The following is a 21,747-nucleotide window of genomic DNA, read 5'->3' as shown; positions in this document are numbered from 1 at the left end:
TCCGCACAATGGCCCTCCGTCTCCTTCCTCACACTGCCACCGCCCCTGCCCATGAGCGACCACACCACGTTTGACACCATCATCATCGGCGGCGGCACCGCCGGCGCCCTGCTGAGCAACCGCCTGAGCGCCGACGGCCGCCACCGCGTGCTCCTCATCGAGGCCGGCCGCAAGGACGACTACCACTGGATCCACATCCCCGTGGGCTACCTGTACTGCATCGGCAACCCGCGCACCGACTGGCTCTACAACACCGAACCCGATGCGGGCCTGAACGGCCGCACCCTGCGCTACCCGCGCGGCAAGACGCTGGGCGGCTGCAGCAGCATCAACGGCATGATCTACATGCGCGGCCAGGCGCGCGACTATGACCAGTGGGCCGAGCTGACCGGCGACGCCAGCTGGCGCTGGGACAACGCCCTGCCCTATTTCCGCCGCCATGAGGACCACTGGCGCCTGGACCAGCCCGGCGCCGTGAATGAAAACTTCAAACGCCTGCACGGCAACAAGGCCACCGGCAGCACCGGGGAGTGGCGTGTGGAAAAGCAACGCCTGCGCTGGGATGTGCTCGACGCCTTTGCCCAGGCCGCGCAGCAGGCGGGCATCCCGGCCACCGACGACTTCAACGGCGGCAGCAACGAAGGCGTGGGCTACTTTGAGGTCAACCAGAAAAGCGGCTGGCGCTGGAACACCGCCAAGGCCTTCCTGCGGCCCACCTGCTACGGCCGCCCCAACTTCGAGATGTGGACCAGCGCGCAGGCCGCCAAGCTCATCGTCGAGACGCAGCCCGACGGCAGCAAGCGCTGCACCGGCGTACAGGTGTGGGACGGCCAGGAGATGGTCACGGCCCGCGCAACGGGCGAGGTCATTCTGAGCGCAGGCGCGGTCAACTCACCGCAATTGCTGCAGCTGTCGGGCATCGGCCCGGGCGCGCTGCTGCGCCAGCACGGCATCGACGTGGTGCACGACCTGCCCGGCGTGGGCGCCAATTTGCAGGACCATCTGCAGATCCGCGCGGTGTTCAAGGTCAACGGCGTGGCCACGCTCAACACCATGGCCAGCTCGCTCTGGGGCAAGGCCAAGATCGGGCTCGAATACGCGACCAAACGCAGTGGCCCCATGAGCATGGCGCCCTCGCAGCTGGGGGCCTTCACGCGCAGCAGCGCCGACCAGCCCTACCCGAACATCGAGTACCACGTGCAGCCACTGTCGCTCGACGCTTTTGGCGAGCCGCTGCACAGCTTTCCGGCCTTCACGGCCAGCGTGTGCAACCTCAACCCCACAAGCCGGGGCACGGTGAACATCAAGAACGCCGACTTCAAGGCCGCACCTGCCATCGCCCCCAACTACCTGAGCACCGCCGAAGACCGGCAGGTGGCCGCCGACAGCCTGCGTGTCACGCGCCGCATCGTGGCCCAGCCCGCGCTGGCCAGGTACCAGCCCGAGGAGTGGAAGCCCGGCGTGCAGTTTGAAAGCGACGAGGACCTCGCGCGCCTGGCCGGTGACATTGCCACCACGATCTTCCACCCCGTGGGCACGACGAAGATGGGGCGGGATGACGACCCGATGGCGGTGCTGGACTCCCAACTGCGCGTGCGTGGCATTGCAGGCCTGCGCGTGGTGGATGCGGGGGCTATGCCCACCATCACCAGCGGCAACACCAACTCGCCCACACTGATGCTGGCCGAGAAGGCGGCGGAGTGGATCATCCAGGCGCGGCGCGCGGCATGAGCGCGGATACCATCGCGCCCATGTACTCCTCCACCTTCATCTTTGCCACGAAGAACCTGTTCAAGGTCTTTTCGGGGTCGCGCAAGTGCCTTGCCGGGAGGGGATGCAAGGCGCGGTGCGCAGTGGATAGCCCGGCTATCCACAAGCGCCGCAACGCCGCAGACCGCCCGGCAAGGCACTTGCCCGAAGGGTTGGAGTGAAATCGGGCGATTGGACGCCTCGGTTGCTTGCACGGGCACCAGCCCATGCGGCGCACCCGAAGCATCCACTCATCCCGATTGCACTCCAACGCGATCCCCGAAAAGACCTTGAACAGGTTCTCAATTCGACGACGCCTTCCACCGCCTGGACGAGGCGATTGCCACCGCCGCCCGCTCCATCGACGGCTACCTGGGCGAGGAATCGTGGGAGGATACGGGCAAGGGCCTCGTGTCCAACGTCTACTACTGGCAGTCGCTCGAAGCGCTGGAGGCATTGATGCAGCACCCCGCCCACCTGAAGGCCAAGGCGGCGCAAGCGCAGTGGCTCAACGGCTACCAGGTCGTGATTGCGCAGGTGCTGCGCACCTATGGCGATGACAAGCTGGCCGGGCTGCTGCCCACGGCGGGCCTGTTCGTGCAAGGCACGGCAGCGCACTGACACCGCCCGCGCAACGGCCACCCGGCCGCAGCGTGGTCAGCGAATCCCTCCCACATAACGGGGAACCTCCGGCGCAGGCTCTGGCGGCGGCGGCGCCATGCGCTGGCGCACCGCCTGCGTGGCCACATCCAGCAAGGGTCGCCGCGGCGCAGCAGGTGGGGCGGCATGGATGGCGAGATCGAGGCGGTCGGCCCACTCGACCAGCTCCGGAACGTTGTCCTCCTGGGCACGTTGGCGTGCGAACCGCACGATCTCCAGCGCATATTCAACGTTGGCAGCCATCCATTCGGTGTCGGTCACGCGCCCCGTCTTGCGGCGCAGCAGCACATGCAAATGGGCGGCAATGGCAAGCTTGTCGGAATCGGGCATGGTCGGCTCCTTATGGCATTTCAGTCATCCATGGCGCTGCGCACCACCAACTGGCCATGACAGGGGCGCAGCCCAAGCCAGTGCCACCGTGGAACTGGCTTTGCCAGGCCACGGGTGGCGTCCCCCTCGGGGGAAGACGCGAAGCGGCTCAGGGGGGCTTCCATCTACCCCAGGCGCTCACGGTGCTGGGCAATGTCGAGCCCGGTCTGCTCGCTCTGCTCATCCACCCGCAGGCCCACAGCCAGGTTGGTGATCCACAACAGCACGGCGGTTGCGACGAGGCTGTAGGCCATCACAGCGCCCACGCCAATGGCCTGGGTGAGCAAGCTGCCTGGCACACCCCCCACGGTGCGGCTGGCCAGCATGCCTGTGAGCAGCGAGCCCACGATGCCGCCGATGCCATGCACCCCAAACACGTCCAGGGAATCGTCGGCGCGCAGCAGGCGCTTGAGCCCCGTGGCGCCCCAGTAGCAGGCCAAACCCGCCACCACGCCAATCACCACTGCCGAGCGCAGCGTGACAAAACCCGCAGCAGGCGTAATGGCCACCAGGCCCGCCACCAGGCCAGAGCAAAGCCCCAGCAGGGATGGCCGCCCGCGCACCACCCACTCGCCCAGCATCCACGACAAGGCACCCGCCGCTGCGGCCAGGTGCGTCACCGCCATCGCCAGCCCCGCACGGCCGTCGGCGGCCACGGCAGAGCCTGCGTTGAAGCCGAACCAGCCCACCCACAACAAGCCCGCGCCCGCCATGGTCAGCCCCAGGTTGTAGGGCTCGAACGCCTCGCGCCCATAGCCCGTGCGCCGCCCCAGGAACCACGCGCACACCAGCCCGGCCACACCCGCATTCACGTGCACCACCGAGCCTCCGGCAAAGTCCAGCGCACCCATCTGGGCCAGCCAGCCCCCTGGCTCCCACACCCAGTGCGCCACAGGGGCGTAGACCAGCAGGGTCCAAAGGCTGATGAAGATCAGCATGGCGGAAAACCGCATGCGCTCGACAAACGCCCCTACCAGCAGCGCGGCAGTGATGATGGCAAACGTGAGCTGGAACATGGCGTACACCGACTCGGGGATGTGCGGCGCCACATGGCTTACGGCCAGCTTGCCGCCAGCGAGCTGAAAGTCCAGGCCCGCAAAGCCGATGCGGTCCCATCCCCCCAGCCAGGGGCTGCCCGGGGTGAAGGCCAGCGAGTAACCCGCCCCAAACCACAGCAGGCTGACCAGCGCGGCAATGGCCACCACGCTGGCCATGGTGTTGAGCACGTTCTTCTTGCGCACCATGCCTGCGTAGAACAGGGCAATGCCCGGCAGCGTCATCAGCAGCACCAGCGCTGTGGAGGTCATCATCCACGCGGTATCTGCCGCGCTGATCGTGGACTGCGCCACCAGCCCGGGACGTGTGAGGGACAAGGAAGGCACCGCTCCCGCCGCCACCTCTGGCGCCGTCTGCGCCAGCGCACTCGCGCACAGGCCCAGACACAGCGACCCTACCCCAACGAACCGGTGGTTGACTCCCCGCATGGCGGCTCCCTTTCGCAAATTGTTACAAGCGCGATTGCACGAGCCGTGCCAGCCCCAACACCCCGATTCCGCCCCTGGAAACCCGATCACTGCCCCACAACGGGGGCGGGAAACCCCCAATGCACCAGCGGAGTGCAGTCGCTACAGTTGCGGCACTCGAAAGCGCGCTTCGGTGTGCCAAGCGAGGGGCCCGAGGAGACACTCTTTCTACCAATAAACAAATTTCAAGCACCCAACGAGGTGCGTTTTTTTCCAGGCGCTGGCGATCCCAGCGCCTTTTTCTTGCCTGTTCTACGCTGGCCTCCCTTTCGCAATGCCCCGGGGAGTCCTGAATCCATAGCAGGCAAGCTGCGAAAATCCTGCGATGGAATGGATTTTTATTACCTTTGCCTCGCTGCTCGCAGGCTTCGTGGATGCCATCGTGGGGGGTGGCGGGCTGGTGATGGTGCCGGCCCTGTTTGCGGCTTTCCCCGGGGCGCCCCCTGCCACGCTGCTGGGCACCAACAAGGCGGCCTCGGTGTGGGGCACGGCCATGGCCACCTGGCAGTACAGCCGCAAGGTGCAGGTTCGCTGGTCGGCCATGCTGCCCGCGGCAGCGGCCGGTTTTGCGGGGTCGTTTGCAGGCGCCTGGGCCGTGACCGTGATGTCGGCCGACTTCCTGCGCAAGCTGCTGCCCCTGGTGCTGCTGGGGGTGCTGGTCTACACGCTGGCCAAGAAAGAGTTGGGGCGGCACCACACACCCCGCTTTGCGGGCAGGGCCGAAGTGCTGGCGGCCTGCCTGATCGGCGTGGTCATCGGCTTTTATGACGGCTTCTTCGGCCCGGGCACCGGCAGTTTCTTCGTTTTTCTGTTTGTGCGGCTGCTGGGCTATGACTTCCTGAACGCCTCGGCCTCGGCCAAGCTGCTCAATTGCGCCACCAACATCGCCGCCATCGCGCTGTTTGCCGCCAAGGGCCATGTGTGGTGGCACTTTGCGGTGACGCTGGCCATCGCCAATGTGGTGGGCAGCCTGCTGGGCACGCACCTGGCGCTCAAGCACGGCACGGGTTTTGTGCGTGGCATCTTCATCGTGGTGGTGAGCACGCTGATCCTCAAGACGGGTTACGACGCGTTCCTGCGCTAGCCGAGGCCCGAAGGGGCTCGTGCCCCCGGATGGCATCATGCTTGCTAAGCTGAGCTGGCCTACCACCAGGGCGCCCCGAGGTCATCGGGGTTGCCCTGCATGGCCCGAATGTGAACGCCCGTCCTATAATTTCTGCGCATTTCCGTTTGATGACGAGGCCCATCGCTGTTGGCGATGCCTGCATTCACCCGCTCCGGCTTGCCTACCCGCATGCCGGATTTTTTGTACCTGAACCACCCCCACAGGAACCTGCCATGAAGTTTTTCAAGTCTGCCGTTGTCACCGCCGTGGCGCTGTGCGCTGCCCTCGCCGTCCAGGCCCGCACGCTGGACGAAATCAAGAAGGACGGCAAGATCATCGTGGCCACCGAAGGCCAGTTTGCCCCGTTCAACTTCTTCGAAGGCACCAAGCTGACGGGTTTCGAGGTGGAAGTGGCAGAGCTGGTGGTCAAGAAGATGGGCCTGAAGCTCGAATGGAAGACGCTGGGCTTTGACGCACTGCTGACCGGCCTGGGCCAAAGCCGCTGGGACGCTGTCATTGCCTCGCACGGCGTGACCGAAGAACGCTCCAAGGCCGTCACGTTTGCCAACCCCCACTACTGCTCGGGCGGCATCATCGTGGCCATGGACGCAAAAATCCGCAACGCCAAGGACCTGACCGGCAAGGTGGTGGCAGTGCAGACCGGCACCAGCTACCTGGAAAACGTGCAGAAGCTCACCGGGGTGAAGGAGGTGAAGAACTTCCCGCAGGACACCGACGCCCAGCGCGCCCTGATCTCCAAGCGCGTCGACGCCTGGGTGAGCGACAAGTTCGTGGCCAAGGAAGCCGCCGCCAAGAACGCCAAGGCCGGGTTCAAGCTCGGCGACATGCTGTTCATCGAACGCATCGCCCCCGCCATGGCCAAGGGCAACACCGGCCTGGCCGATGCCTGGAACAAGGCGTTTGCCGAAGTGCTGGCCGATGGCAGCTACGCCGCCGTCTCCAAGAAGTATTTCAACGAAGACGTGCGCTGCAACTGATATAAAAACACGCTACGGGGTGCGCTGGGCCTGGCCCGTTGCGCACCCTTTGCTGTTTTTGACGGCGTCACCATGGTCCTGCCGCCGACCCGATTTCCAACCAAGACCTTCCGGTCGTCCGATCCATGCTTCTCGCTCTTTGGCCACAAGGCTGGTCCCGACAGCAGCGCAGCAATGCCACGCTGGTCGCTGCACTGGTGCTGATGGTTCTGGCCCTCTCGTTGCTGGGCCAGTTGCTTTCGTTCTTTCCCGACCCCATCGGCCCCAACGCCCAGGCGTTTTCCGAAGGCGCGCGCACCACGCTGTGGCTCACGCTGGTCAGTGGTGCCGTGGGCCTGGTGCTGGGCACGGCGGCGGCGCTGGCCCGCACCGCCCGCTGGACGGCCGTGCGCTGGATTGCCGGCGTGTACATCTGGGCTATTCGCGGCACGCCGCTCTTGGTGCAGATCCTGTTTGTGTACTTTGCCCTGCCCGTGCTGGTGCCGGGGCTGAACCTGCCCGACTTTGCCGCCGCCGTCGTGGCCCTGGGGCTGAATGTGGGCGCCTACAACGCCGAAGCCCTGCGCGCCGGCCTGCTGGCCGTGCCCCGCGGTCAGACCGAGGCCGCCAAGGCGCTGGGCCTGGGCCGCATGCACGTGTTCCTGGACGTGGTGTTTCCGCAGGCGTTCAAGATCTCGCTGCCGCCGCTGGTGAGCAACTTTGTGGCACTGCTCAAGGACTCGTCACTGGCCTACGCCATCGGCGTGGTGGAGCTGACCAATGTGGGCAACCGCATCCAGTCGGCCACGTTCCAGCCCATTGCCACGCTGACCACGGTGGCCATCACCTACCTGCTGCTGACCACGCTGGTCACGCAAGTCTCCAACGCCGTCGAATACCGCTTTGACGTGGAAGGGCGCAACCGATGACCGCAACGACCAACCAGCCCAAGCCCTACATCGTGGCCGAGCGGGTGTGCAAGTCGTTTGGTGCACACCAGGTGCTCAAGGACGTCTCCACCGTGTTCCACACCGGCGAGGTAACGGTGATCATCGGCGCCTCGGGCTCGGGCAAGAGCACGCTGCTGCGCGCCATCAACCGGCTGGAACCCCACGACAGCGGGCGCATCACCATCGATGGCGTGGACGTCTGCGACGACCTCGCCACCCTGCAGCGCCAGCGCTGCGAGGTGGGCATGGTCTTCCAGCAGTTCAACCTGTTCGGCCACATGAGCGTGCTGGACAACGTGACGCTGGCGCCCCGCCGCATTCGCCGCACCCCGCGCGCCCAGGCCAACGACGAAGCCATGCAGCTGCTGCGCCGCGTGGGCATGCAGGACCACGCACACAAGTACCCGTGGCAGCTGTCGGGCGGGCAGCAGCAGCGGGTGGCCATTGCACGGGCGCTGGCCATGCAACCCAAAGTGATGCTGTTTGACGAGCCCACATCGGCACTCGACCCCGAGATGGTCAAGGAAGTGCTGGACGTGATGCGAGGCCTCGCGCGTGGTGGCATGACCATGATTGTGGTCACCCACGAAATGGGCTTTGCGCGCGAGGTGGCCGACCGCGTGATGTTCTTCGATCAAGGCCGCATTGCGCACGATGCGCCGCCGCAGGAGTTCTTCAGCAACCCGGCCAATGACCGCATCCGCGCGTTTCTGGGGCAGGTCAGCCACTGATCAACTCCGCGCCGCACTGCAAAGGCCGCCCGGGCAACCGGCGGCCCTTTTTTCTTTTGGGTATTTAGGAATTTGTCGATGCGTACTGAACGCTGGGGCCTGATGGCCCTGTTGGCTGTGACCGTGGTGTGGGGCACCACCTTTCCGGCGATGAAACTGCTCTCGGCGCACCTGGATGCGCTGCAGATCATCTGGCTGCGGTTCGTGATCGCGCTGCTGGTGCTGGCGCCGTTGTGGCGCGGCATGCTGCGCCACGAGCGGCGCTGGGGCTGCGCGCTGGGGTTGCTGCTGTTCCTGGCGTTCTGGCTGCAGATCGAGGGCCTCGCGCGCACCAGCAGCAACCGCAATGCGTTTGTCACCGGCCTGAACGTGCTGGTGGTGCCGCTGATCGCCATGGCCTTCCTGGGACGGCGCTATGGCTGGCGACTCTGGGGTGCCTGCGCGATGGCGCTGGCGGGCATGGCGCTGATGTTCCACGAAAACGAGCCCTGGAACCTGGGCGATACGCTGACGCTGGCCAGCACCGTGTTCTACGCGCTGTACATCCTGGCGCTGGAAGAGTGCGCACGCCGCACGGCCGCGCAGCCGCTGCGGGCCACCCGCATGGCCGCCGCGCAGGCCACGGTGATGGCGCTGGCGTCCACCGCGCTGCTGCTGGCGCAGGGCGAGGGCATGGGCTGGCTACGGTCCGTGGCCGACCTGCCTCTGGATGCGTTGCTGGCGCTGCTGTACCTGGGCCTGCTGGCCAGCGTAGTGGTGGTGACGCTGCAGGCCTGGGGCCAGCAGCGCGTGGACGCCATGCGCAGCGCCATCGTGTTCGGGCTGGAGCCGGTGTTCGCGGCCCTCACAGCCTGGGTGCTGCTCGGGGAAAGGCTGGGCTGGGCGGGGCTCGGTGGCGCCGCGCTCATCGTGGCAGCGCTGGTGTTCAGCCAGATCCAGCCTGCTGCGCGCGCGGGCCAGACGCAACGAGCCTGAGAGGCGCGGTACGCCCTCCGAGCCGTTCCGCGCCTTCCTCTCAGGGGAACGCCACCCATGGTCTGGCGGAGCCTGTTCCATAGGTGGCACGGGCACCACGGGCGCGGCCATTTCAAGCCAAAACGGGCTCCAGCGCTTATTCACAAAGCGCAAACAGCTATTATTTATATAGCAAACTATGGCGCAATCAGCGGCACATCGACCGCTTTGCGGGGCTTGCCGATCGGGGCCGAGGCCAGGCCTTTTTGCACAGCCGCCATGTCTTCCTCGTTGGGATAGTCGCCCAGCAGCCAGTAGTCAAACACCCGGCGCGCGATGGGGGCGGCGTGCGCAGCGCCGAAACCGGCGTTTTCCACGATGGCCGCAATCACGATGGTGGGGTTTTCGGCAGGAGCAAAGGCGGCAAACAGCGAGTGGTCACGCTGGTGTTCTTCCAGCGCCTTGGCGTTGTATTTGACGTTCTGGCCCATCGTCACCGCCTGGGCTGTGCCGGTCTTGCCGCCCGAGGTGTAGGGCGCCCCGGCAAACACACGCGTGCCGGTGCCGCCCTTGTTCACCGCCACCATCGCGTTGCGCACGATGTCCACGTTCTTCGGCAAAAAACCCAGATCCACTCCCGGCGGCTGGCTGATCTCGGTGACGAGGCCCGTGACCGCGTTTTTCACCGCCTTGGCCATGTGCGGCCGGTAGCGAATACCGCCATTGGCCAGCGTGGCCTGCGCCAGCGCCAGCTGCAGCATCGTGAAGTTGTTGTAGCCCTGGCCAATGCCCAGCGACACGGTTTCGCCGGGGAACCAGCGCTTCATCTCGGGGCGCTTGTAGGCATTGCGCTTCCACTCGGTGCTGGGCAAGGTGCCGCGCACTTCGCCATTGAGGTCGATGCCCGTGGACTGTCCAAAGCCCAGCGGCTTCATGAAGTCATGGATGGCATCGACACCCATCTCCACCGCCAGCGAATAGAAATACGTGTTGCTCGACTGCTGGATGGCGCGGTGCATGTCCACCCCGCCCAGCCCGCCCTCGTGGCTGCGGAAGGTGTGGCCGCCGAAGGTATAAAAGCCCGGGTCGTTGACCACCATGCTGGGCGAGCGCTTGCCCAGCTGCAGCGCGGCCAGCGCCATGAAAGGCTTGTAGGTGGAGCCCGGCGGGTAGGTGCCGCGCATGGCGCGGTTGAGCAGGGGCTTGTCGATGGATTCGTTGAGCGCGGTCCAGTTCTCCACGTCGATGCCTTCGACGAACAGATTGGGATCGAACGTGGGCTTGCTCACCAGCGCCAGGATCTCGCCGTTGCGCGGGTCGATGGCCACCAACGCGCCCCGGCGGTTGCCGTACATGTCTTCAATGAGCTTTTGCAACTTGATGTCGATCGACAGCATCACGCTGTCGCCGGGCGTCGCCGCGTGGCTGGAGAGCTTGCGCACCGCCCGCCCCCCGGCCGAAGTTTCCATCTGCTCGACCCCGGTGGCGCCGTGCAGGGCCGACTCGAAGCTTTGCTCGATGCCCAGCTTGCCGATGTATTCGGTGCCCCGGTAGTTGGCCTCGTCTTCGGAGTCCTGGATGCGCGCCTTCTCCGTCTGGTTGATGCGGCCGATGTAGCCGATGGCATGGCTGGCCACGTCACCCAGCGGGTAGTTGCGAAACAACCGTGCCTTGATGTCCACGCCCGGAAAACGGTAGCGCTGCGCGGTGAACCGCGCCACTTCCTGGTCGGTCAGCCGCGTGCGGATGGGGAGGGACTCGAAGTTGCGCGACTCTTCCATGAGCCGCTTGAAGCGGCGCCGGTCACGGCTCTGGATTTCCACCACCTTGGACAGCTCGTCGATGGTCTCGTCCAGCACCCCGACGCGCGAGGGCGTGATCTCCAGTGTGTAGGCCGAATAGTTGGTGGCCAGCACCACGCCGTTGCGGTCCAGGATGAGCCCCCGGTTGGGCACGATGGGCACCACCGCCGTGCGGTTGCTCTCGGCCTGCGCCGCCAAGTCTTCGTGCCGGACCACCTGCAGATACACCAGCCGGGCAGCAATGAGGCAGAACGCAAAAAACACCAGGGCGCCGATGACCAGGGCCCGCACCCGAAAGCGCGAAGCATCGGCTTCGCTGCTGCGCACCTCAGTCACGCCCACCCTCCCATTCGGGCGCGCGCAAGCCCAGGCTCAACCCCCAGGGGCCAAGGCGGAACGCTGGCGAAATGCGCGGGCATCAAGAAAGGCATGGGCTACAGAGGCCGGTTCTGGTCGCGGTCGGGCGGGCGGCGCTGCGGAGCCAGAAGCACCCAGCTGGCCAGGGGCCACAGCAAGGCCTCCAGCACCGGTGCGAGAAAACTCCACAGCCCCGGGAATATGCCCCCGGACGCCATCCGCAGCAAGAGCTCGATCGCGTGGGCGAGGGCAAACAGGGGCAACACCTGTAAGGCCTGCGACGGCACGCTGAACCACAGCAGGCGGCGGTGAATGGCAATCGCGCCAAACGACAGCACGGTATAGGACAGCGCATGCTGGCCCAGCAGCGCCGACTGGCTCACGTCCATGCACAGGCCCAGCAGGAACGCTACCCCCATGCCGATGCGCAGCGGCTGGTGCACGCCCCAGAAGACCAGCAGCACCATAAGCACATCGGGCGTCCAGACGATGCGGCCCAGCGGCAGCATGTTGATGGCCAGGCCCACAGCCAAGCTGGCCCAGATGAAGACCGGGTTCACCGGCATCAGCAGGGGCTCACCACGCGGCATGATCATCGTGGGCCTCCTTGTGGGGTCAAGCGGTGGCTCACTTGCGGCCTCCGCGCTTGTTGGCGGGGACAGCCGGGGCGGGTTCGGGACGCGCCAGTTCATTGTCGGCCAGCGGCTTGAGCACTACCACATGGCGCGCGCCCTGCACCTGGGCGAGCGGTATGCAATAGATGCGCGCAAACGCAGAGTCGGCACGGCGCTCCACCCGCACCACGCGCGCCACAGGCAGGCCGGGCGGGTACAGACCGTCCACACCGCTGGTGGTCAGCAGGTCGTCCTCGCGAATGTCTGCATTGGCGGGCATGAAGCGCAGCTCCATGCCACCGCCATGGCCCGCCACCGGGTCGCCATAGGCCACGCCGCGCACACCGGTACGGATGTTCAGCACCGGAATCGCCTGATCGCGGTCTACCAGCAAGGTGACTTCGCTGACCAGCGGGAACACGCGGGTGACCTGACCCAGCACACCGGCTTCATCCATCACGGGGGCGCCCAGTTCCACGCCACCCATCTGCCCCCGGTCCAGCACCACGCGGCGCGTGTAGGGGTCGGCCGTGTCGTAGATCACCTCGGCCGCCTGGGCGGGTGTCTGCAGCCGGTCGCGCAGCTCCAGCAGTTTGCGCAGCCGCTGGTTTTCCATCGCCAGCTGATCTGCCTGGTTGGCCCGCTGGCCCATCACGGTCATTTTCTTGCGGGCGGCATCCAGGTCATCCTGCGCGGTTTGCAGCGACTGGAAATAGCTGCGCCCGTGGCTGGCGAATTCCACGGGCTGCAGCATGAGCCACTGCACGGGGTACAGCACCGTGGCCACGGCCTGACGGAAGGGGCCGGTGATCTGAAAGCGTGCATCGGCCACCATGAGGAAAAGCGCCAGCGCGCTGAACACAGCCAAACGCGACAGGGCCGAAGGGCCCTGTTTGAAGAAAGGGGGAGCGCTGCGCTCCAGAGTACCCAGGGGCATGGTGCGCAGCGGTCAGGGTCGGCACCGTGGAGACACATCCACGGGCGGGTGCTCAGAAACAAGCATTGGAGCAGGTGCAGTCATGCAATTCAGAGCGAAAAAAGTGCCTGCAGCATACAGGCCCGCCGGCTTACTCGCTCGTGAAAATGCTGCCCAGACGGTCCATGCGCTCCAGGGCGATGCCGCAGCCGCGCACCACGCAGGTCAGCGGGTCTTCGGCCACCAGCACAGGCAGGCCGGTTTCCTCGGCCAGCAGGCGGTCCAGGTCGCGCAGCAGAGCGCCGCCGCCGGTCAGCATCATGCCCCGGTCGGCAATGTCGGCGCCCAGCTCAGGGGGGGTTTGTTCCAGCGCGTTCTTCACGGCCGAGACGATCTGGTTGAGCGGGTCGGTCAGGGCTTCCAGCACTTCGTTGGACGAAATGGTGAAGCTGCGTGGCACGCCCTCGCTGAGGTTGCGGCCCTTGACTTCCATCTCGCGCACTTCGGAGCCCGGGAAGGCCGAGCCGATGTTCTTCTTGATGGCTTCGGCCGTGGGCTCGCCGATCAGCATGCCGTAGTTGCGGCGGATGTAGCTGATGATGGCCTCGTCAAACTTGTCGCCGCCCACGCGGACGCTGCCCTTGTAGACCATGCCGCCCAGCGAGATCACGCCCACTTCGGTGGTGCCGCCACCGATGTCCACGACCATGGAGCCCGAGGCTTCCGAGACGGGCAGACCAGCGCCGATGCCAGCAGCCATGGGTTCTTCGATCAGGTACACCGCCGTGGCGCCCGCAGCCTCGGCCGCGTCCTTGATGGCGCGGCGCTCGACCTGGGTGGAGCCGCAGGGCACACAGATGATGATGCGCGGGCTGGGGGTGAACAGCGTGCGCGGGTGCACCATCTTGATGAACTGCTTGATCATCTGCTCGGTGATCACGAAGTCGGCGATCACGCCATCCTTCATGGGCCGGATGGCTTCGATGTTGCCGGGCACCTTGCCCAACATGGCCTTGGCTTCACGACCTACGGCCTGGATGACTTTCTTGCCGTGGGGGCCACCTTCGTGGCGGATGGCGACGACGGAAGGTTCATCAAGAACGATACCTTTGTCGCGGGCGAAGATGAGGGTGTTGGCTGTGCCAAGGTCAATGGCAAGGTCGGTGGAGAAGTACCGACGGAAAGCTCCGAACATTCAAAAGTCCTCTCGGGCACGGCATGCACGTCGGCCTGCCATCGCCAGGTATTTCAGGGGTGTTTATTGGCTTTTTTCACGCAATTGACTCCCATTCCGGGAGCTTTGCGGCAAAGCCGGGATAATACCCCATCCCCTGTGAATAACTCCCTCCGGCGAGCACCGGATCACAGCTTTACTTCTGGTTTCTCTAGATTCTCCTCCCTATGGCACTGACCCCCCAGGACATCGGCCGCATTGCCAACTTGGCGCGGCTTGAGCTGACACCTTCCGAAAGTGAGCGCATGCTCACGCAGCTCAATGGTTTCTTTGACATCGTGGAACAGATGCGGGCTGTGGATACCTCGGGCGTCACGCCCCTGGCCCACCCCGTGGCCGCCATCCAGGACGTGCAGCTGCGCCTGCGCGAAGACCTGGCCAGCGAGCCCAACCAGCGCGAAGCCAACCAGCAAAGCGCCCCCGCTGTCGAACGAGGCCTGTTCCTCGTGCCCAAAGTGATCGAGTAAGAGCACCGCCGCATGACTTCCACCGCATTGCATGACCTGGGCGTGGCCCAGCTGGCCACCGAGCTGCGCGAGCGCCGCGTCTCGGCCGTCGAGGCCGCCCAGCATTTCCTCGCCCGCGCACAGGCCCACCAGAACCTGGGCGCCTACGTGGCCGTGAACCCGGACATCACCTTGGCCCAGGCCCGCGCGCAGGACGCCGCCATCGCCGCAGGCACCGCCGGCCCGCTGGCGGGCGTGCCGATTGCGCACAAGGACATCTTTGTCACCAAGGATTTCCCCAGCACCGCCGGCTCCAAGATGCTCGCGGGCTACCAGTCGCCCTTTGACGCCACCGTGGTCACCAAGCTGGCCGATGCTGGCGCTGTGACGCTGGGCAAGCTCAACTGCGACGAGTTCGCCATGGGCTCGGCCAACGAAAACTCGGCCGTCGCCCCCGTGGGCTTTGATGCCCCCGCCCCCGTGCGCAACCCCTGGGCCACCGACCGCATCCCGGGCGGCTCGTCCGGCGGCAGCGCCGTGGCCGTGGCCGCACGCCTGGCCCCGGCCGTCACCGGCACCGACACCGGCGGCTCCATCCGCCAGCCCGCCTCGTTCTGCGGCATTACCGGCATCAAGCCCACCTATGGGCGCGCCAGCCGCTACGGCATGATCGCGTTTGCCTCCAGCCTCGACCAGGCCGGCCCCATGGCCCGCTCGGCCGAAGACTGCGCGCTGCTGCTGTCCGCCATGTGCGGCCCCGACCCGGACCGCGACTCCACGTCGCTCGATGTGCCTGCCGAAAACTTCAGCGCCAAACTCAACGACAGCATCGATGGCCTGCGCATCGGCATCCCCGCCGAGTTCTTTGGAGAAGGCCTGGCGCCCGATGTGCGCGCCGCCGTAGATGGTGCCCTGAAGGAATACGAGAAGCTCGGCGCCAAGCTCGTGCCCATCAGCCTGCCGCGCACGCAGCTGTCCATTCCGGTCTACTACATCATTGCTCCGGCCGAAGCATCGTCCAACCTCTCCCGCTTTGACGGCGTGAAGTTCGGCCATCGCGCCAAGGACTACACCGATCTGGTGGACATGTACAAGAAGACCCGCGCCGAAGGTTTTGGCGACGAGGTCAAGCGCCGCATCATGATCGGCGCCTATGTGCTCTCGCACGGCTACTACGACGCCTATTACCTGCAGGCACAGAAGATCCGCCGCATGATCGCCGACGACTTCCAGAATGCCTTCAAGGACTGCGACCTGATCGCCGGCCCCGTGGCCCCCACGGTGGCCTGGAAGCTGGGCGACCACGGCAACGACCCGCTGGCCGACTACCTGGCCGACATCTTCACCCTGCCCGGCTCGCTGGCTGGCCTGCCCGGCATGAGCGTGCCCGCCGGTTTTGGCGAGGGGGGCATGCCCGTCGGCCTGCAGCTGCTGGGCAACTACTTCCAGGAAGCCCGCCTTCTGAACGCTGCGCACCGCCTGCAGCAAGCCACCGACTTCCACCTCCGCCGTCCGGAGGGCTTCTGACATGACCGCCAAACTGATCCATGGCTACGAAGTTGTCATCGGCTTCGAAACCCACACCCAGCTCGCAACCCAGAGCAAAATTTTCAGCCGCGCGCCCACCGCTTTTGGCGCCGAGCCCAACACGCAAGCCTGCGCGGTGGACCTGGCCCTGCCGGGCACCCTGCCCGTGATGAACCGCGAGGCCGTGGCCTGCGCTATCAAATTAGGACTGGCACTGGGCTCCCACATTGCGCCAGTGAGCATTTTTGCGCGCAAGAATTACTTCTACCCCGACCTGCCCAAAGGCTACCAGATCAGCCAGTTCGAGATTCCGGTGGTGCAAGGCGGTGAGGTGGAATTCTTTCTGGGCGATGAGAAAAAGACCGTGCGCCTGGTGCGCGCCCACCTCGAAGAAGACGCAGGCAAGTCCTTGCATGAAGACTTCATCGGCCAGAGTGGTATCGACCTGAACCGCGCGGGCACACCGCTCCTGGAGATCGTGACGGAGCCCGACATGCGCTCGTCCGAAGAGGCCGTGGCCTACGCGAAGGAGCTGCACAAGATCGTCACCTGGATCGGCATCTGCGACGGCAACATGCAGGAAGGCAGCTTCCGCTGCGACGCCAACGTGTCGGTGCGCAAGCCCGGCGCCGAATTGGGCACGCGACGCGAGATCAAGAACCTGAACTCGTTCAAGTTCATGCAGCAGGCCATCGACTACGAAATCCGCTGGCAGATCGAGCAGATCGAGGACGGCCACGCGATCCAGCAGGCCACCGTGCTGTTCGACCCCGACACGGGCGAAACCCGCGCCATGCGGACCAAGGAAGATGCGGCGGACTACCGCTACTTCCCAGACCCCGACCTGCCTCCACTACACATTTCAGAGCAGTGGGTGCAGGAGGAACGGGCGCAAATGGCTGAATTGCCTCGTACCATGGCCGCACGTTTTGTGGCGGACTATGGCCTGCCCGAGTACGACGCCACCACGCTCACACAGAGCAAGGCCATGGCGGCGTACTTTGAAGCGGCCGCCAAAGCCTGCAGCCAGCCCAAGCTGGCCAGCAACTGGATCATGGGAGAGGTGTCGCGCCGCCTGAACATGGCGGAGACCGGTATCGAGCAGGCCCCTGTCACGGCAACTCAGCTGGCAGCATTGATCGGCCGCATTGCCGACGGCACGATCTCCAACAACGCCGCCAAGCAGGTGTTTGATGCGCTGTGGACCGGAGAGTCGAACGACGTGGATGCCGTCATCGAATCCAAGGGACTCAAGCAGATGAACGACTCCGGCGCGCTGGAGAAGATCATCGACGAAGTGATTGCCGCCAACCCCGACAACGTGGCGCAGTTCCGCGCGGGCAAGGACAAGGCCTTCAACGCGCTGGTCGGCCAGATCATGAAGGCCAGCAAGGGCAAGGCGAACCCGACGCAGGTGAACGAGCTGCTGCGCGCCAAACTGGCGGACTGAGCGCAAGGCTGTTGAAGCTGCCGCAAAAACAAAGGGGCCTTTCGGCCCCTTTGCTTTTATGCTGTCCATCCGAGGCAGCGATGCGGCGCGTTCTCTGGTCCGCTGCGACCCTAACTTGGTGGGTTATCGGCTGCCGCCCGCAGGCACCGCGCTGGCAGCGGGCGCCGCGACAGCAGACGCTGCGGAGGGGGGCACACGCTGCGCATCCCACAGCTTGCGCAACTGCGCCAGCTCGGTGTCAAACCGCGCATGCACGCGGCGCTTTTCCTGGTCTTGCCCCGCGATGAAGCGCTGCTGCTCGGCCAGGCTGTCGTCAATCTCAGCGATCTTGCGGCGCAGCGTCATGGGGGCCTTGTTGGGGTCCTTCTTGTAGAACTCCATCTCCACATCGAGCTTCTTGCGCTCCGCCTTCAGCTCCAGCGTTCGCTTTTCTGCGGTGGCCGTCACGTCATCCACCATCTGGATGGCCGCAGCGCGCTCCACATCGTGGGCGGCCTTGTCGGGGTAGCGGGCCACCAGCACGCGTTCGCGGCGGCGCTCTTCCACCACACGGGCGCGCTCTTCGGCATCCTTGCGGTTCTGGGCATCCTGGGCTGCGCGCTCCAGCTCGGTGAGCGAGGGGCCAATCTGGCGGCGCGTGATGCCCGAAGGGCTGAGTTCGCGCTGCTCGCGGTCCAGGCATTCCGGGATGGGCCGGTCGGCCGTCAGCCGACGGCCGTTGCGGTCCACGCACGTGTAAATACCGCCCGTCGCACCCTGGGACTGTGCCGAGGCCAGCTCTGCGCCCAGGGTGAGCAGCATCACCCCGCCCATGATCCACGCCGACTTGCTCAAATGGTCTACCCTTCGTTAACACCGTACCGCTGGCGATAGGCCAGCACCTTTTCGTGATGCGAGCGCATCCCCTCTTCCCCGTTTTGGGAGAGATACAGCAATAAGTCTGCCAACCGGGCAATGGCGCACACCTGCATGCCCAGTTGCTCGCGCACGTACTGCACGGCGCTGTGGTCCACGTCCTGGCCATTCTCCGTGGCTTTTTCCTGGCGGTCCAGCGCAATTGCAACCGCATGCGGCGTGGCACCCGCAGCGCGGATGATGGCGATGGACTCGCGGGCGGCGGTGCCAGCCGACATCACGTCGTCCACGATCAGCACCCGGCCTTTGAGGGGTGCGCCCACCAGCGTGCCGCCCTCGCCGTGGTCCTTGGCCTCCTTGCGGTTGTAGGCAAAGGGCACGTTGCGGCCCAGGCGCGCCAGCTCCACGGCCACGGTAGCGGCCAGCGGAATGCCCTTGTAGGCAGGGCCAAATACCATGTCGAATTCGATGCCGCTGGCCAGCAGGGCTTTTGCATAGAATTCCGCGAGCCGCCCGATCTTGCGGCCATCGTCGAACAGCCCTGCGTTGAAGAAATACGGGCTCAGGCGCCCCGCCTTGGTCTTGAATTCGCCAAACCGCAGCACGCCCGATTCGACGGCAAAACGTACAAAATCCTGCGCCAGCTGGCCCTGTTCAGAGGTTTGCGCGCCAACATCCACCATGGGGAATTCCTTGTTCAAGTTAACCAGCCTCAATCTCAATGGCATCCGCTCGGCCACCAGCAAAGGCGTGGAAAGCTGGATGGCAGCCACGCGGCCGGATTGTATTTGTGTGCAGGAAGTGAAGGCCCAGGCGGCCGACATGGCCAACCGGTTCGAGCGCATGGCGGGCCTGCAGGGCCACTTCCACTTTGCCCAGAAAAAGGGCTATTCCGGCGTGGGCATCTATACCCGGCATGAGCCCTCTGATGTAGTCATTGGCTATGGGTCAGCAGAGTTCGATACAGAAGGCCGATATGTGGAGCTGCGTTTTGACACACCGGCCCGCAAGCTGTCGATCATCAGCGCTTACTTTCCGAGTGGTTCCTCGGGCGAAGAACGCCAGCAGGCCAAGTTCCGGTTTCTGGCCGAGATGCATCCCCACCTGATGAAAGTCAAGCGCGAACGTGACTTCATTCTGTGCGGCGACATCAACATTGCGCACCAGCAAATCGACCTCAAAAACTGGCGCAGCAACCAGAAAAACAGTGGTTTTTTACCCGAAGAACGGGCCTGGATGACAAAACTGTTGCACACAACTGATGAGGGCGGCGGCATCATAGACGTTTACCGTCAGTTACAACCTACCGCCACAGACACCGCCTACACATGGTGGAGCAACCGGGGGCAGGCGTATGCCAACAACGTGGGTTGGCGGCTGGACTACCACCTGGCCACCCCCGCGCTCGCGGCGCTGGCACGTGCTGAATCCATCTACAAAGGTGAAAAGTTCTCAGACCACGCTCCCATCACGGTGGACTATGACTTCAGCCTTTGACGATGCCCGCTCCTGACCCTTGATGACCGACACCGCTGTTCCCCCCTCCCTCCCCGCCCACGGATTCCGCCCTCCCAATGCGGAATCCTTGTGGAAACAGCTCTCCGCCCCCCATCCCACCGTCGGCAAGGCGCGGCACCTGGGTGAGGCGCTGATCCACGCCGGCATGTTGTCCCCGTCGGCCCTGCAAGACGGCCTGCATGCCCAGCAGCAGGAGCGCAGCGCCGGGCAGAACCGGCTGATCGGGCAGATCCTGGTGGATGACGGTGTCTTGACCCAGGAGCAGCTGCGTCAGGTTATTGCCGCGTGGCTGGGCGACTACACCGTGCACCCCGGCGACATCACCCCCGATCCGGCGGCCCTGGCCATGGTGCCCCGGGCGATGGCAGAGCGTGAATCGGTGCTGCCGCTGATTGCCCGCGATGACGCGCTGGTGCTGCTGATGGCCGACCCGCTCGATCGCGTGCTGCTGGACGAGCTGCGGTTTCTCACGCAGCGGCGGCTCATTCCGCTGCAGGCCGCGCCAGGCACGCTGATGCCCGCCATTCACCGCGCCTACCGCACCCAGTCTGGCGGCGCCGACGCCACCACCGCTGCCCGCGCCACCTCGCGCGAGCTGGCCGCCAACCTGGGCAGCACCGTCCCGGACGCAGACTCCGAGCAGGCCGACGTGATCAGCGAGTCGGACAACACCCTGGTGCGGCTCATCAACTCGGTGATCGACGAAGCCATCCACCACCGCGCGTCCGACATCCACATCGAGACCGAGCCCGCGCCGCAGAACGTGCGCATCCGCCTGCGCATCGACGGCGACCTCACGCCCTACCTGGAGCTGCCCGCGCGCTACCGCTTTGCGATGGTGGCGCGCATCAAGATCATGGCGGGCATGGACATCTCCGAGCACCGCAAGCCCCAGGACGGCAAGATCGACTTCGCGCGCTTCGGAGGCCCACCGGTGGAGCTGCGTGTGGTTACCGTGCCCACCTCGCGCGGACTGGAAGACGTGGTGCTGCGCCTGCTGGCGGGTGCCAAGCCCCTGCCGCTGGAGAACATCGGCCTGAGCCAGCCCAACCTGCTGGCGCTGCGCTCCGTGGTGCAAAAAAGTTATGGCCTGGTGCTGGTGTGCGGCCCTACGGGCTGCGGCAAGACGACCACGCTGCATTCGGTGGTGCGCGACATCAACACCGCAGGCCGCAAGATCTGGACGGCCGAAGACCCCATCGAGATCACGCAGGAGGGCCTGCGCCAGGTGCAAGTGAACCCGCGCATCGGCTGGACCTTTGCCGCCGCCATGCGCACCTTTTTGCGGGCCGACCCCGATGTGATCATGATCGGCGAGATGCGCGACGAGGAAACCGCGCGCATCGCCATCGAGGCCTCGCTGACGGGGCACCTGGTGCTGTCCACCCTGCACACCAACTCGGCGCCCGAGAGCATTGCGCGGCTGCTGGAGATTGGCCTGGACCCGTTCAACTTCTCCGATTCGCTGCTCGCCATCCTGGCCCAGCGCCTGGTGCGCCGTCTGTGCACCGCCTGCCGCGAGCCGCGTGTGGCCGACCACGACACGCTGCTGGGCCTGGCATCGCAGTACCTGGACAGTGGCACCAACAACTCCCCCGAGGCCCGCGAGGCACAGGTGGCGCGCTGGCGCCAGCAGCACGGCGGCGCACAGGGCGAGCTGCGCCTGTGGCGCCATGTGGGCTGCACGAAGTGCGACGGCCATGGCTACCACGGCCGGCTGGGCATCCATGAGCTGATGATGAGCGACGAGACCATTCGCCAGCACATCCGCCACCGCGCCCCCGCCTCGGACATCCGCCACTCGGCACTGGCCGCCGGCATGCTGACCCTGCGCCAGGACGGCATCGAGAAGGTGCTGCAGGGGCTGACCGACATGTCGGAAGTGGTCGCGGCGACCAACCTCTGAGGCGGGCCCACCGCAGGTGATGCCTGCCGCCGGTTTTTTAGCCAAATTGGGCTCTAGCGCTTATCTGGCAAGCGTTAGCAGCTATCAATCAATGAGTCCTTCCG

Annotated in this window: 20 protein-coding genes; 12 read left to right on the top strand and 8 right to left on the bottom strand. The window is 65.5% G+C overall.

The window, feature by feature from the left end; all coding sequences use genetic code 11:
• Nucleotides 1-51 precede the first annotated feature (51 nt).
• Entirely contained in the window at nucleotides 52-1,731 is a 1,680-nt protein-coding gene (locus tag ACT89O_RS01825) for a GMC family oxidoreductase (RefSeq protein WP_487261667.1), read from the top strand.
• 345 nt (nucleotides 1,732-2,076) lie between these two features.
• On the top strand, nucleotides 2,077-2,370 hold the full coding sequence (locus ACT89O_RS01820) for an antibiotic biosynthesis monooxygenase family protein (protein ID WP_487262806.1): 294 nt from the start codon (nucleotides 2,077-2,079) through the stop codon (nucleotides 2,368-2,370).
• Between the two features lie 36 nt (nucleotides 2,371-2,406).
• Here ACT89O_RS01820 and ACT89O_RS01815 read toward each other — a convergent pair whose 3' ends face one another.
• The gene (locus ACT89O_RS01815) at nucleotides 2,407-2,739 is read right to left on the bottom strand and encodes a hypothetical protein (RefSeq protein ID WP_487261666.1); all 333 of its coding nucleotides are present in this window, start codon (nucleotides 2,737-2,739) and stop codon (nucleotides 2,407-2,409) included.
• Nucleotides 2,740-2,903: 164 nt separating this feature from the next.
• Nucleotides 2,904-4,262 (bottom strand): ammonium transporter, encoded by a 1,359-nt coding sequence (locus ACT89O_RS01810; RefSeq protein WP_228897650.1) that lies wholly within the window; start codon nucleotides 4,260-4,262, stop codon nucleotides 2,904-2,906.
• 364 nt (nucleotides 4,263-4,626) lie between these two features.
• Here ACT89O_RS01810 and ACT89O_RS01805 point away from each other — a divergent pair, with 364 nt between their 5' ends.
• The 5 genes from ACT89O_RS01805 (at nucleotide 4,627) to ACT89O_RS01785 (ending at nucleotide 9,039) form a co-directional block, all read left to right on the top strand.
• Nucleotides 4,627-5,385 carry a sulfite exporter TauE/SafE family protein gene (locus tag ACT89O_RS01805; RefSeq protein WP_055394375.1) on the top strand — a complete coding sequence of 253 codons (759 nt, stop codon included), beginning with the start codon at nucleotides 4,627-4,629 and terminating at the stop codon, nucleotides 5,383-5,385.
• Between the two features lie 254 nt (nucleotides 5,386-5,639).
• Entirely contained in the window at nucleotides 5,640-6,404 is a 765-nt protein-coding gene (locus ACT89O_RS01800; RefSeq protein ID WP_121421973.1) for a transporter substrate-binding domain-containing protein, read from the top strand.
• 125 nt (nucleotides 6,405-6,529) lie between these two features.
• On the top strand, nucleotides 6,530-7,312 hold the full coding sequence (locus ACT89O_RS01795; protein WP_121421972.1) for an amino acid ABC transporter permease: 783 nt from the start codon (nucleotides 6,530-6,532) through the stop codon (nucleotides 7,310-7,312).
• Nucleotides 7,309-8,064, top strand: coding sequence for an amino acid ABC transporter ATP-binding protein (locus ACT89O_RS01790; protein WP_436131521.1), 756 nt, complete (start codon nucleotides 7,309-7,311; stop codon nucleotides 8,062-8,064). The genes ACT89O_RS01795 and ACT89O_RS01790 overlap by 4 nt, the downstream gene beginning before the upstream one ends.
• A gap of 78 nt (nucleotides 8,065-8,142) precedes the next feature.
• A complete protein-coding gene (locus ACT89O_RS01785) occupies nucleotides 8,143-9,039 on the top strand; it encodes a DMT family transporter (protein ID WP_487261665.1) in 897 nt (298 codons plus the stop codon).
• 176 nt (nucleotides 9,040-9,215) lie between these two features.
• On the opposite strand, the gene mrdA is transcribed toward ACT89O_RS01785, so the two are convergent.
• The 4 genes from mrdA to ACT89O_RS01765 all read right to left on the bottom strand — a co-directional run bounded on the left by mrdA (nucleotide 9,216) and on the right by ACT89O_RS01765 (nucleotide 13,902).
• On the bottom strand, nucleotides 9,216-11,156 hold the full coding sequence (mrdA, locus tag ACT89O_RS01780) for a penicillin-binding protein 2 (RefSeq protein ID WP_487261664.1): 1,941 nt from the start codon (nucleotides 11,154-11,156) through the stop codon (nucleotides 9,216-9,218).
• Nucleotides 11,157-11,254: 98 nt separating this feature from the next.
• Entirely contained in the window at nucleotides 11,255-11,773 is a 519-nt protein-coding gene (mreD, locus tag ACT89O_RS01775; protein WP_055394387.1) for a rod shape-determining protein MreD, read from the bottom strand.
• 31 nt (nucleotides 11,774-11,804) lie between these two features.
• Nucleotides 11,805-12,728, bottom strand: a complete 924-nt coding sequence (mreC, locus tag ACT89O_RS01770) for a rod shape-determining protein MreC (protein WP_055394389.1) — start codon at nucleotides 12,726-12,728, stop codon at nucleotides 11,805-11,807.
• 130 nt (nucleotides 12,729-12,858) lie between these two features.
• Nucleotides 12,859-13,902, bottom strand: a complete 1,044-nt coding sequence (locus ACT89O_RS01765; RefSeq protein ID WP_005798130.1) for a rod shape-determining protein — start codon at nucleotides 13,900-13,902, stop codon at nucleotides 12,859-12,861.
• 206 nt (nucleotides 13,903-14,108) lie between these two features.
• Here ACT89O_RS01765 and gatC point away from each other — a divergent pair, with 206 nt between their 5' ends.
• The 3 genes from gatC to gatB are packed head-to-tail and all read left to right on the top strand — an operon-like array spanning nucleotide 14,109 to nucleotide 17,364.
• Nucleotides 14,109-14,408, top strand: a complete 300-nt coding sequence (gatC, locus tag ACT89O_RS01760; RefSeq protein WP_055394393.1) for an Asp-tRNA(Asn)/Glu-tRNA(Gln) amidotransferase subunit GatC — start codon at nucleotides 14,109-14,111, stop codon at nucleotides 14,406-14,408.
• Nucleotides 14,409-14,420: 12 nt separating this feature from the next.
• Entirely contained in the window at nucleotides 14,421-15,914 is a 1,494-nt protein-coding gene (gatA, locus tag ACT89O_RS01755) for an Asp-tRNA(Asn)/Glu-tRNA(Gln) amidotransferase subunit GatA (RefSeq protein ID WP_121421968.1), read from the top strand.
• Between the two features lies 1 nt (nucleotide 15,915).
• Nucleotides 15,916-17,364 (top strand): Asp-tRNA(Asn)/Glu-tRNA(Gln) amidotransferase subunit GatB, encoded by a 1,449-nt coding sequence (gene gatB / locus ACT89O_RS01750; RefSeq protein WP_487261663.1) that lies wholly within the window; start codon nucleotides 15,916-15,918, stop codon nucleotides 17,362-17,364.
• 123 nt (nucleotides 17,365-17,487) lie between these two features.
• On the opposite strand, the gene ACT89O_RS01745 is transcribed toward gatB, so the two are convergent.
• Nucleotides 17,488-18,198, bottom strand: coding sequence for a DUF4124 domain-containing protein (locus ACT89O_RS01745; RefSeq protein WP_121507849.1), 711 nt, complete (start codon nucleotides 18,196-18,198; stop codon nucleotides 17,488-17,490).
• Nucleotides 18,199-18,203: 5 nt separating this feature from the next.
• Nucleotides 18,204-18,902: an orotate phosphoribosyltransferase gene (pyrE, locus tag ACT89O_RS01740; protein WP_055394401.1), complete on the bottom strand. Its 699-nt coding sequence runs from the start codon at nucleotides 18,900-18,902 to the stop codon at nucleotides 18,204-18,206.
• 10 nt (nucleotides 18,903-18,912) lie between these two features.
• On the opposite strand from pyrE, the gene ACT89O_RS01735 reads away from it, so the two are divergent.
• Together ACT89O_RS01735 and ACT89O_RS01730 are read left to right on the top strand one after the other, a co-directional pair.
• Nucleotides 18,913-19,716, top strand: a complete 804-nt coding sequence (locus ACT89O_RS01735) for an exodeoxyribonuclease III (RefSeq protein WP_431151563.1) — start codon at nucleotides 18,913-18,915, stop codon at nucleotides 19,714-19,716.
• A gap of 22 nt (nucleotides 19,717-19,738) precedes the next feature.
• Nucleotides 19,739-21,643, top strand: coding sequence for a GspE/PulE family protein (locus tag ACT89O_RS01730; RefSeq protein ID WP_487261662.1), 1,905 nt, complete (start codon nucleotides 19,739-19,741; stop codon nucleotides 21,641-21,643).
• The last annotated feature ends 104 nt before the right edge of the window (nucleotides 21,644-21,747 follow it).

This window comes from Acidovorax sp. NN32 (genome assembly GCF_057597245.1).
This window is presented reverse-complemented; position numbering and strand designations above follow the sequence as displayed.